This is a genomic window from Nostoc sp. GT001, assembly GCF_030382115.1.
GTDB lineage: Bacteria > Cyanobacteriota > Cyanobacteriia > Cyanobacteriales > Nostocaceae > Nostoc.
Window position 1 is genome coordinate 172,429 of sequence record NZ_JAUDRJ010000001.1, and the last position, 14,687, is coordinate 187,115.

Annotated in this window: 2 protein-coding genes; both read left to right on the forward strand. The window is 41.2% G+C overall.

Going from position 1 to position 14,687, the window contains the following annotated elements:
- Positions 1–4: 4 nt before the first annotated feature.
- Positions 5–13,090 carry an Ig-like domain-containing protein gene (locus QUD05_RS00885; RefSeq protein ID WP_289794546.1) on the forward strand — a complete coding sequence of 4,362 codons (13,086 nt, stop codon included), beginning with the start codon at positions 5–7 and terminating at the stop codon, positions 13,088–13,090.
- 34 nt (positions 13,091–13,124) lie between these two features.
- Positions 13,125–14,681, forward strand: a complete 1,557-nt coding sequence (locus QUD05_RS00890; protein ID WP_289794270.1) for a hypothetical protein — start codon at positions 13,125–13,127, stop codon at positions 14,679–14,681.
- The last annotated feature ends 6 nt before the right edge of the window (positions 14,682–14,687 follow it).

A 14,687-nucleotide genomic window follows, 5' to 3' on the forward strand; every position in this document is an offset into this window, starting at 1 on the left:
AGTAGTGGCACAGCAGACAATCACCGTGCCAGCTTACGCAGACATAAAACTTGTTGAACTCAATCGTAGAATACCCGCAGGCACTCCCACTGTCACCTTTAACATTTCCCAAAACCCCATCAACAATGCTAACGATTGGACAAACAAGTTTCCACCTCCTGGTACTACTAGTAATCCGAAAGTTGTCAGAGTCATAGGTGGGGGACTCAACGTTCCTGCCAACCTTAGTTTAAGCAACTATGTCATTACCGTTGACCAAGGAGACATCAACTTTAACGGTAATGGTCAAAATTTGAATAATGTAGTGCTAATTGCTAATAACGGCAATATTAACTTGTCCAATGTCCAGTCCCGCGATTTGTCTGTATTTGCTTCTAGTTCCATTAACATGAACGCGGGAGCCAGATTTGCGGGTTACACCACAATTGCCAATGGTAGCAGTGGCGGAAACATTACCTTCAACGGCGCGACTACAACTACGAGCACTACCGACAATCTCAAGGTAATATCTGCTGGAGATATCACTTATAATGGCGCATCTGACACCCGTGGATTATTTTTAAGCGTCAAAAACTTTATTTTTAATGGCAGTTCTACTTTGTATGGTTCGATTAGTGCTAAAGGGAATATCATCTTCAACGGTCAAGCGACTGTGATTGGTGTCGCTGAATTGATGCCAGATATTACCCCACCTATAATTAGCGCTACTTTAGCTCGTGATACTGCACCCTTCGGACAAACAAATCAAGATTTTATTACTTTTGATCCCACAATTACGGGAACTGTTACTGATATTAATCCCATACTTGAGTTTCGTGCAGGCTTCAATAATACGCCATCTGCCAACTACACAAATGTAACTGCTCAATCCAATAGTGATGGCAGCTTTAGCTTTACCCGTTCTCAGCTAGAAACTATTTATGGTAGCACTCTCGGTGACGGCATTTACACTCTACATTTACAGGCTAAAGATTTATACGGAAATCTTTCCAACACCTTTGATATTCAATTCACTCTTGATACTATTACCCCTTCTCCAAGTAATTTAGACCTCTTAGCTACTGACGATAGTGGCGCTAGTAATACTGATAACATAACTAATAAAAGTACACCGCATATTACAGGTAATGCTGAAATCGGGGCAGTTGTTCAACTTTTCAATAATGGGCAAACTATTGGTCAAGCAACAGCTAATAATACAGGTGTATGGCAAATTGTTACTAGTCCTTTAACAGACGGAGTTTATAATTTAACTGCAAAAGCCAATGACATCGCAGGTAATGTCAGCAATCTCAGTACTGCACTCAATATCACTATTGACAGCACATTACCTCTGTTAACGCTAAATACCCCAGTTGATACTGCACCTCTTACTCCAGGAGCTAGATTAACTGGTCGTGTCGATGGTACTGGTTCTGCTGTAACCGCATTGAGCTATCACTTTGATAACTTAGCGTCGGTTACAGTACCATTTAATGCTACTACGGGAGCATTTGACCAATCTTTTTCTTTGACTGGACTTGCTAACGGGGCGCATACACTAACTATTACCGCTACTGACACAGCAGGTAATATCAAAACTATTCAATATGCTGTCGCAGTGGTTATTGATCAGGATGCACCTGTGATTAGCGCTACCTTAGTGCGAGACACTGCGCCTGCTAACACGACCAATACTGATAAAATTACCTTTGACCCCAGCATTACGGGTACTGTCACCGATGTTAACCAAGTTGTTAGCTTTCGGGCTGGTTTCAACAATCCGAATGTTACCAACTTTGTCAATGTTTTACCTGCTAGGCAATCTGATGGTAGTTTTAGCTTTAGCCGCCCGCAATTAGAACAAATCTATGGCGGAACTTTACCAGATGGCCAACACATACTGTACTTGCAAGCAACAGATTCCTACGGCAATACTTCTAGCGTATTTGCTGTTGCCTTTACCCTCGATACTGTCACACCTGCACCGACTCTCAAATTGTCAACAGCTAGCGATTCGGGATTTAATAATAGCGATCGCCTCACTAACGATGCGACTCCCACAATTGTTGGCATTGCCGAAGTTGGAGCATCTGTACAATTATTCAACAACGGACAGCAAATCGGACAAACTACTGTCAGTGCCGATGGGACTTGGCAAATAACTACATCCTCATTGACCGATGGGATACATTCCTTAAGTGCTGCTGTTACTGACATCGCCGGAAATACTAACACCTCTTTGACATCGCTTGTCGTCACTGTTGATACTGCGCTTCCACAACTGACGCTCAATACACCTTTGGATCAAACTCCTCTGCGACGAGGAGATAAAATCACTGGGAGCATTAATGGTACAGGTAGTAGTGTAATTTCTTTGAGCTATCGCTTCAATAACCAAAGTGAAATACCTATTGCCTATAATTCTACGGAGGCTTTTGACCAGGAACTGGATTTGACTGGACTTGGGAATGGTAGCCACGTTCTGACGATTGTGGCAATTGATGCAGCTGGCAATTTACTGACGACACAATATAACGTCACTGTTCAGCTAGATGAAGCAGCACCTGTAATAACCGCAGCTTTGACAAATGACACAGCCCCAAGTGGTACAACTAACAGCGATCGCATTACTTTTGACCCGGCAATTAGGGGTAATATTGTTGATACTAGCCGTGTAGTTGAATTCCGAGCAGGTTTTGATAATACACAAATTGCCAATTTTGTTGATGTTTTACGCCAGTTAAATAGCGATGGGACTTTTAGCTTTGACCGCAGTCAACTGACAGCAATTTACGGCAGTTCTATCCCTGACGGCGTGCATACCTTACATTTGGTTGCCGAAGATGAATTTGGCAACCTCAGTCAGGTTTACAACTTCACCTTTACACTAGATACGACAACACCTGCGCCAAATAACCTCGATCTGCCTGCTAGTAACGATAGCGGCACGAGCAATACTGATAACATTACCTTAGACCCATCCTCAAGCATTACAGGTAACGCTGAAGCTGGTGCAACCGTCCAACTTGTGAATAGCAATGGCGGACAAATCCTCGGTCAGGCAACTGCCGATGCTAACGGTGTATGGCAAATTACTACCAATAACTTAGCTGACGGCACATACAATCTCAATGCTATTGCTACTGACATTGCTGGGAATCTCAGCAGCGTCTCGGCAATAACAATTACCATTGATAGCACTGCACCTACCCTCGCCTTGACAACTCCTGTTGATACAGCGCCATTAAAACAAGGAGCGCGTCTAGTTGGCAGTGCCAGTGGTACGGGTAGTAGCATTAGTGCTTTGAACTACAGCTTTGACAATCAAGCCGCAATACCTTTATTTTTCAACCTTGATGGTAGTTTTAACCAACAGCTTGACTTTAGAGGAATTGCCAACGGCGATCGCGTTTTGACAATTACTACAACAGACATTGCGGGGAACATTACTACCCAGCAGTATAATGTTACTGTTAATCTCGATTCCGAAGCTCCAATTATTACCGCGAACTTATTACGTGACACTGCCCAAGGAGGAAATACCAATAGCGATCGGATTACTTTTGACCCGACAATTGTAGGTACTGTCACTGACACGAACCGCGTAGTTGAATTGCGAGTTGGGTTGAACGATACACTTGCTGCGAACTATGTTGATATTACTGCCCAAATTCAACCTGATAGCAGCTTTACTCTCAATCGCACTCAGCTAGAAACCATTTTGGGCAATACTTTAACTGATGGCGTACACACTCTATACTTGGTAGCTAAAGATGAATTTGATAATATTTCACCTACCTTTGAATATACTTTTACGCTGGATACCAGCACACTTACACCTAGCAATCTAGACCTGACTCCAAATAGCGATCTAGGAGTAAGTAACAGCGACGATATTACTAATGTTAGCAATCCCACCATTACAGGTAACGCTGAGGCTGGAGCAACAATTCAACTTTTCCATTCTGGGCAAGTTTTAGGCAGCGCAACAACTGATAGCACGGGTACTTGGCAAATTGTCACTAGCGAACTTACTGACGGTACATACAATCTTACGGCGGTTGCTACAGATATTGCAGGTAATGTCAGCAATGAGTCTGCACCATTGCAAGTAATTATTGACAAAGTAATACCGCAACTGACTCTTAGCACTCCTGTGGATACTGCACCACTAGTAACAGGAGCCAATCTAACTGGTAGCATCAACGGTACGGGAAGCGCTGTGGCATCGTTGCGCTATCGCTTTGATAACCTTGAGGAAATTAATGTTGATTTTGATGCTACAGGAGGATTTAACCAACAATTAGATTTGACTGGGCTGAGTCATGGTACTCATATATTGACACTAATTGCCAGCGATATTGCAGGTAATCTCACAACAGTCACTTATAATATTAAAATTAATAATGATACTATTGCCCCTGTAATTGCTGCGGTTCTCAGCAACGACACTGCACCAGGCGGTACAATTAACAGTGATAAAATTACTGCTGACCCAGCAATTAACGGTACAGTTACCGATATAAGTCGAGTTATCAGTCTCCGGGCAGGATTTAACAACACCCTCGCTGCCAACTTTGTTGATGTTATTGCCCAACTAAACACTGACGGTAGCTTTAGCTTCAACCGCACACAACTCGAAGCAATATACGGTAGTTCCTTGCCAGATGGCGCTCATACCTTGCGCTTAATCGCATCTGACGAATTTGGCAACACCTCAAACGCCTTTAGCTTTACTTTTACCCTGGATACTAGTGTCACTCAACCAGTCTTCAATTTAGATGCAACATCGGATTCAGGCATAGTTGGCGACAAGAAAACCAAATTTGATACAGTCACGCTTACAGGTTTAACTGACCCTGGCGTGACTCTATCCTTGGAAGCAACAAATACTACCATTAGTGCTGATAATACAGGCAAATTTACCTTTACTAACGTTTCTTTAGTCGCAGGCGTTAATTCCTTCACCGTCAAAGCAACGGATATTGCAGGCAACCAACGCACCTATGCAACCACCATCTACCGTTTTAGCGCTCCGACTGCCATTAAACTTACTGCTAACAGCATTGCTGAAAATAGTCCTAATGGTACGTTGATTGGTGAGTTGAGCAGTATCGACCCGGATACAAGCGATAGCCATACTTATAGTCTGGTAGATGATGCTCACGGGCGATTCCAGATTGTAGGCAACTCTTTAAAAGTGGCTAATAATACACTTATAAATTACGAGAACCAGAGCCAGCATACTATCGTCGTTCGCAGCACTGATGCTCAAGGTCTAAGCACTACTCAAGAAATTACAGTTAATGTAACCAATATCAATGAAACTCCCAGCTTTACTAGCACGCCTATTATTACAACTATTGAATTTGGTAGTACTTATACTTATAATATCACTACCATTGATCCGGATGCTGGTGATACCCGCATTATCACTGCGACTGGAGTTCCCAGTTGGTTAATCTTTACCGATAACGGCGATGGCACTGCCGCCTTAACAGGTACCTCGAATGAAAATCAACTGGGTCTATTTAATATTGCATTTACGGTAAAAGATGCAGGTGGACTTGGCACTACACAAAATATTATTCTCGGTAGTCAAATTAGTTTGACTGAAGAAACTGACTTTACAGCAACTCGCAGCCTACCTCTAGTCATTCCAGCAACACCTTCTATCCTCAGCTTCAAGATTGATAAGAGTTTTGACATTTCCGATCCTAATGCTATTAACGATGCCTTTGAGGTGGCATTAGTTGATGCTAATGGCAACTCTCTAGTACACACCATCGCATCCGGTAGAGATGCTTTCTTCAACCTGACAGAAGGGGAAGATGTCGCATTGGGCGCGGGTGCTATTTATAACAGCACTGACCGGACTGTGAGCTTGAATTTGACAGGCGTTAAACCAGGTAATGCCACTCTCATTTTCCGTCTGGTAAACAATGACACCGATACTACTACCAATGTCAGCATTACCGAATTTGTTCTGCAAACTGCACCAGCTAATACACAAGCTCCTTTACAGTCGGGTTTTGGTACCCAGCTATCTGCAAATACTACGACATTGCCTAACTTCAACAACTTGACAGATGTCTCTCAAAGTTTCAGTGCAGATTATCACCGCACGAGCTTTAATGCAGATACCCACTTACTATATGCAGACATTGAAATACACAACATTGGCTCTTATAGTGTTGATGCTCCAATGATAGTTGCTGTTAACCACATCAGCGACCCGACTGTTGTATTACGCAATCCTGATGGCTTTACACCCGAAGGTATTCCCTACTATAACTTCTCCAACTTAGTTGCAGGTGGCAAACTCGATCCAAATGAATCCACCACACAACGCTCTCTGGTATTCTATAATCCTCAAGGGATACAGTTTAACTATAATTTGGTAGTGCTGGCGCAGTTAAATCAAGCTCCAGTCATTCAAACTCAGCCCAACAAAGAAATAATTGGTGGTCAGTTTTATACCTATGATGTTAATGCTACTGACACCGATGGAGATTCTTTAACATATAAACTGCTGACATCTCCAGATGGCATGACCATTGACCCAAACACAGGGCTGATTAACTGGAACACGGTAAGCAGCAATATTGGTAATCAGGTAATTAGTTTGGAAGTCAGCGATGGACGTGGTGGTTCAATTACACAGGATTACACTCTGAGTGTGATTGCAACACCACCTAATCGTCCACCTGTGTTTGTAACTAATCCTGTAGTAGAGGCTTACATAAATAAGCAATATACTTATGATTCTAATGCGGTTGACCCTGATTTTGACACGATTAGCTACAGTGTTGTGATTGGCCCCGATGGTCTGCTGATTGACCCAACTACAGGTAAGGTACAGTGGACAGCACCGCCTGCATTGATTTTAGGTGATACGGTGATTGGTCAAGTATCCGTAGCAGGACAAAATCAGGAATTTAATTTTGCGGGTCAAGCAGGTCAACGGATTTATTTTGATCCAATTCAGTATACGGGGAATCGTGGTGATTGGAAGTTTCAAGTTTATAGTCCCAGCAGTCGCCTTGTAGTGGATACCTATCTTGCCTATTACGATAATCAGCTGCTTACCCTAAATGAAGATGGTAATTACAAGATTGTCGTTGACCCCCAAGGCGCAACTACAGGTTCCTATGGGTTTAGTGTAATTAATCCGGCATTGCTGCCGATTCAGCCTTTTGACAAGGTTGTTAATGATAGGCTAAACCCTGGTACTGCGGATCGGGTCTATCGTTTTAATGCAACACAGGGACAGAAGCTCTATTTTGATTATCTCTCCCGTGTAAACGGATCTCTGGATTGGGTACTTTATGATCCACGTAATGTCGCAGTTGCTTTTAATGGCAACTTTGATGATATAGAGTATGATATCCAAACTTCAGGAGAATATATTCTTGCGGTACGGGGTAAAGGTGCTTTTAATGAGGTCAACTCCTTTTCCTTTAATATCATTGATTCACTGCTCCCAACTTCGGCTTACACACTTGGTTCCACAGTTAGTGGTTTTATCCAAAAAGGTGAGCAGGATTCTTTTACCTTTACAGGTACAGCAGGTCAGCAGTTATTCTATGACGCATTAAACAGTACTAATTATTTCCCAATCACTGTTTATGACCCAACTGGTAAACAGATAGATAGTTTTGATAGTCGCGGCGATCGAGGCCCAGACACGCCGCTATTTTTAAGTATGAGTGGCACTTATAAAGTTACAATTGATGGTTCTGGTGAAGCAACGGGAGATTATAAGTTCCGCTTCCTCGATAGAGCCGCAGCCACACCTGTGAATTTAGATACTCCAGTTACGGGTAACTTTGATTCGACATTGAATAATTTGGATGCCAAATCTTACAGCTTTGTGATTCCATCAGTTCCTGTAACTGCAAGTCCAAATGGCAGACAATATATCTATATTGATGGAACAGGCGGTACTGCTTACAATCGTTACAACATCTATAACGAGGCTGGGGTAAATGTTTCTAATGGTTATGTGTATGAAGATCGGGAACTATATTTAGATGCTGGCAGTTATTGGCTAGAGCTAAATGGAACTGGTGCAACTAATTCTAGCTTTAATGTGCAGATCATCACCGCACCTTTGACAACCACAGAAATGAATCTTGGTGATACTATCAGTGGTGCAATTGCCAAAAAAGGAGAGCAGGATTCCTATACTTTTACTGGCACAGCAGGACAACAGTTATTCTACGACACATTAAACAGTACTAATTATTTCCCAATCACTGTTTATGACCCAACTGGTAAACAGATAGATAGTTTTGATAGTCGCGGCGATCGAGGCCCAGACACGCCGCTATTTTTAAGCATGAGTGGCACTTATAAAGTTACAGTTGATGGTTCTGGTGAAGCAACGGGAGATTATAAGTTCCGCTTCCTCGATAGAGCCGCAGCCACACCTGTGAATTTAGATACTCCAGTTACGGGTAACTTTGATTCGACATTGAATAATTTGGATGCCAAATCTTACAGCTTTGTGATTCCATCAGTTCCTGTAACTGCAAGTCCAAATGGCAGACAATATATCTATATTGATGGAACAGGCGGTACTGCTTACAATCGTTACAACATCTATAACGAGGCTGGGGTAAATGTTTCTAATGGTTATGTGTATGAAGATCGGGAACTATATTTAGATGCTGGCAGTTATTGGCTAGAGCTAAATGGAACTGGTGCAACTAATTCTAGCTTTAATGTGCAGATCATCACCGCACCTTTGACAACCACAGAAATGAATCTTGGTGATACTATCAGTGGTGCAATTGCCAAAAAAGGAGAGCAGGATTCCTATACTTTTACTGGCACAGCAGGACAACAGTTATTCTACGACACATTAAACAGTACTAATTATTTCCCAATCACTGTTTATGACCCAACTGGTAAACAGATAGATAGTTTTGATAGTCGCGGCGATCGAGGCTCAGACACGCCGCTATTTTTAAGTATGAGTGGCACTTATAAAGTTACAATTGATGGTTCTGGTGAAGCAACGGGAGATTATAAGTTCCGCTTCCTCGATAGAGCCGCAGCCACACCTGTGAATTTAGATACTCCAGTTACGGGTAACTTTGATTCGACATTGAATAATTTGGATGCCAAATCTTACAGCTTTGTGATTCCATCAGTTCCTGTAACTGCAAGTCCAAATGGCAGACAATATATCTATATTGATGGAACAGGCGGTACTGCTTACAATCGTTACAACATCTACAACGAGGCTGGGGTAAATGTTTCTAATGGTTATGTGTATGAAGATCGGGAACTATATTTAGATGCTGGTAGTTATTGGCTAGAGCTAAATGGAACTGGTGCAACTAATTCTAGCTTCAATGTGCAGATCATCACCGCACCTTTGACAACCACAGCAATGAATCTTGGCGATACTATCAGTGGTGCAATTGCTAAAAAAGGTGAGCAGGATTCTTTTACCTTCACGGGTACAGCAGGGCGGCAACTATTCTTTAAGACGTTAAATACGACTAATCCTTTCACAATTACGGTCTATGACCCAACTGGAAAACAGATAGATTCTTTTGGTAGCACAGCTGATCGAGGAACAGCTAGTACACCCCTATTTATAAGTTTGACTGGTATTTACACTGTTAAGGTTGACGGTTCTGGCGAAGCAACAGGAGCTTATAGCTTTCAACTCCTTGATCAAGCCCCTGTCCTCGGTTCTCTTGTTCCAGCGCCCACATCTGCTATTCCTCTTACCATTGGTACACCTGTGAGTGGGAACATTACAACTTCAGGACAAAAGGTAAACTACACCTTTACAGGTGCAGTAGGGCAAAGACTGTACTTGGATCTCTTAAACAAAAACGGTTCACCTTTTGATCAACAATTTTCCCTCACTAGTCCAACAGGTGTAAACTATGGGATGTTCGATATAATTTACGGTTATCGGACTTTTTCAACAGCAATTACTTTAAAAGAAGCTGGTACTTACACACTCACTGTCTCTCAAGGAGCTTATAATTTTAACCTGTTGGATATAGATGCTCAAGCCACTAATACATTATTTGAGACGGTTACTAACGGAACCCTTGCTCCTTACCAGAGCGTTCTCTATAAGTTCAATGTGCTAAATAATGGGCAGCAGATGTATATAGATTCCCTAGCTAATCCTGGAAATGTATATTGGAAATTGCTAAACTCTAGTAACACTAGGATTATAGATTTATCAGCAGGAATCGATCAAGAAGTAACTCTAGCAACAGATACCTACACATTGATATTTGACAACGATGAGAATATTGCTAAGAACTATTCTTTTAATCTAATTCAAACACCAACTAACGCAACAATTCCAATCTCAGTTAGCACTAATACTGCAAATACTGCACCCAATATCATCAACGGTAATATTTCAATCAAAGGAGAGGTTGACACCTATAGTTTCTCTGGTGCTGCTGGGCAAAGATTGTACCTTGATGTCTTAAATAGAATCGGTAATTACGGGCAAAAAATCTATATAGATAGTCCTACAGGGGGAAATTATCTTAATTACGATCTGATCTACAACGATCAGAGGGATATAGAACCAATCACTTTAAAAGAAACAGGCATTTATAAAGTCAGGGTTGATTATGATGGTGAATTAACTGGGGCTTATAGCTTCAGTTTGATGGATTTAGATCAAGCAATACCTCTAACTTTCGATACTATCGTTAATGGTGCTTCAACTACAGGCATTATTACTGACACGCTTTCAACAGGACAAGAAACTCGTTTCTATAAATTCACTGGCACAGCAGGCACAAAGCTGTACATGGATGCCCTAGTCAATCCAGGGAATGTCTATTGGACATTGTTTAATTCCAGTAACCAAAGGGTAATGGATGATGCAGCAAGAAACGATCAAGAAATAACCCTAGTCGATGATACTTATATATTAGCTATTAGAGGTTATGAAAGTACTTCTAAGACATACACATTTAATCTAATTCTGCCGCCCACGCCTGCACCTACGCCAATTAATATAGATAATAATGCTACTCCTAATTCAGTATTAGGCAATGTGATTGTCAAAGGACAAAATGATATCTATACTTTTGTCGGTACAGCAGGACAGAGATTATACCTTGATATACTAGATCGAAGTACTGGCTCTAATAATATATACATAGACAGTCCAACGGGTGTTCGGTATCTCAGTTACGACATATATTATAACGAAAGCTATTTAGAACAACCGATCACCTTAAAAGAAACTGGCACTTACAAAGTTACTATGGATTTTAGGGGTGAACAGTTGGGAACCTATGGCTTTAGCTTGATGGATATGGATCAAGCAATACCTCTAACTTTTGATACTATCGTTAATGGTGCTTCAACTACAGGCATTATTACTGACACGCTTTCAACAGGACAAGAAACTCGTTTCTATAAATTCACTGGCACAGCAGGCACAAAGCTGTACATGGATGCCCTAGTCAATCCAGGGAATGTCTATTGGACATTGTTTAATTCCAGTAACCAAAGGGTAATGGATGATGCAGCAAGAAACGATCAAGAAATAACCTTAGCCGATGACACTTATACATTAGCCATTAGAGGTTATGAAAATGCTGCTAAGACGTACAATTTTAACCTAATCCTGCCGCCCACGCCTGCACCCACGCCAATTAATACAGGTGATAATGCTACTCCTAATCCAGTATCAGGCAATGTAATTGTCAAAGGACAGAATGATGTCTATACCTTCACAGGTACAGCAGGACAGAGATTGTATCTTGATATACTGGATCGGACTAATAACTATAGCAAAAATATTTACATAGATAGTCCAACAGGTATTCGATATCTCAGTTACCAAATTTATTTCAATGAAAGCAATTTAGAACCTATTACCTTAAAAGAAACTGGTACTTACAAAGTCACTATAGATTTTAGTGGTGAACAATTAGGAACTTATGGCTTTAGCTTGATGGATATGGATCAAGCAACACCTCTAACTTTTGATGCTGCCTCCCTAGATACTGGGATAATCACTGATACTTTACCCAGTGGACAAAATACGCACTTCTACAAATTTACAGGTACTGCTGGGGAAAAATTGTTCCTTGATTCGCTACAAGATCCAGGCAATGTCTATTGGACGTTGTTTAACTCCAGTAATCAGAGGATAATAGATAATGCCGCAAGAGATGATCGAGAAGTCACCCTAGCTACAGATACCTATGTTTTAGCAATTAGAGGTTATGAAACTGCTGCTAAAACCTACAAATTTAAGTTAGTTAAGCCCACCCAACCTGTTGTCAACTACACCGTAGGCGATACCATCAATAGTTCAATCACTAGACCTGGACAAAACGACAGCTATAAATTTGAAGGAAAAGCAGGACAACGGCTGTTCTTTGACTCCCTCTCTGATGCTTCTAATTTCTTTGCCTCGTTGTATGCACCAAGTGGTAAATTAGTCTCTGATGGCTCAAGTGAGCTTTTTAATTGGGATATTCGCAACAACAAAGTCAATAATATCCTTGATGAAAATGGTATTTACACTTTAGTAATTGATCCTATTGGTGAGACGATTGGTAACTACAACTTGAGGTTATTAGAGTATGCTAATGCTGCTTCTACTGCTGCATCTCAAGCTACATCAATTGCTCTAAATACAGATATTTTTGGTAGGTATGACGATCCGAAAGGGCTGGAATCCAATCTCTACAAATTTACTGCATCCGCAGGACAGACAATCTTTGTGGATGTTAACGCAGGTACTTCTCCTAACGGCTACTCAGTTTTCTCACCCAATGGCGAATTAGTCTCTGGTCAAAATAGAATTCTTTTAGGTCAGAGCTATACCAGTAGAAGCATAGTTATGCCATTTACAGGAGATTATACGATTGAATTCTATGGCACTGGCAATTACAGTAATTCTTCTGCTTACGATCCTCGCAATGATTACAGTTTTCGACTCTCAACACCCGATAACATCACTTCCAATTACACATTGGGAACATTGGTTAACACTGCAATCGCTAAAAAAGGAGAAGTTGATACCTACAGCTTCACAGGCACAATTGGACAGAAATTGTACTTTGATTATGTAGTTGCAGCTTGCAAATGAGAGGCTGAAATTCTATAGTCCAACAGGAGTTTTGTTGAACGAAAGATTTTTGAACAGTGGCGACTTCTTACCAGAAACCTTAAAAGAAAATGGTATTTATCGGATTGAGATTTCTGGTGATAACGGAACAACAGGAGCTTATGGATTTACTTTGAGCGATCGCAATGATGTATCTATTCCAGCAATCACTCTCGGCACCGCAATTGTAGATACAGTAAATAGCAACAACACCAAGCTCTACAAAATCAACGGTACTCAAGGACAAATTCTCAACTTCGATTTAGCTGCTCCCATCTGGACAGGCGCAAATTGGGTACTTTATGACCCCGCAGGTATAGCAATCTCCTCTACTTCTGTATCTAGTCCCGACTTCAAAATTACCTTGCCATCAACAGGGCTATTCACCCTTGCAATTGGTGGAGTAAATTCCCAAAACCTGAACTACAATTTCACAGTTAATAATATTGCGCCTTCACCCTTAATTAATAGTGGTTTAAATACATTACAAAGTGGAACTTTAACAGCAAGTACACCAGTTAATTACACTTTTACCGCCACCGCAGGTACGCAAATTTTCTACGATGGGCAAGATGACAGTACTAATGGATATATCCGAGGCAGGATTTACGATCCAAACGGAGTGATAATCGCTGACAACTTGGATCTGCGCTACGACTTTGCGCCAATTTTACTGAAAGAAACAGGTAATTACAAATTCCAGACTTATAGTTACTACGGTAATATAACAGGTAATTACAAATACAATCTTTTAGAAATGCCTAATAGTTTCCGTTCACCTGCGGCAACTTATTTAGCCTTCAATGGGATAGAAACAGGCACGCTCAATAGTGGAGAAGCTAAGGTATTTACCTTCCAGAACTTTGTCGGTACAAAAGTTCTATTCAACGGTATGGTTGGATATGGAGTCAATGCTTATCTCTATGACCCTAGCGGCAATCTAGTAATGAACTTTGGCAACTTTCAATACACTGATTCTGCTCAATATGTATTGACACAAGAAGGTCTATATCACTTAGCGATTGCAGGTGACTCTGGAGCAAATCGCAACTATAGTTTCCAGATGTTAGACGCGAGCAGTGCGCCTCCAGTCGAATATAACTTACCAACTACAGGCTCGTTGGATAATGGACAAAAGGATGTCTTTTATAAAATAAATGCCACAGCAGGAAAGCGGTTATATTTTGATAATCTATCAGCTACTACTACCACAGATATCAACCGATTCACTTGGGGACTTTATGCACCCGATGGTAGCTATGTAAGTAGTACTAACAATTATATCTACAATGATTTTCAATACGACTTCACGAATAGTGGCGAATACACCCTTGTCATTCGAGGACAAGCCGTAACCGATAAATTAGACTACAAGTTCCGAGTTATACAAACAGATATCAGCAACGCCAGAGACATCATCACCCCTGGTGTAGGCAAATCTAATGATCAATTAGATGACGGATCTCTAGCAACTGTAGCGGTTAAACTGCAAGCAAAAGATGGTAAAGGGGGAGTGTTTTCCAAGACTATAACATCAAAGTCTTTGCTGACCCCGATAATACCAATCCTGTAATTACCA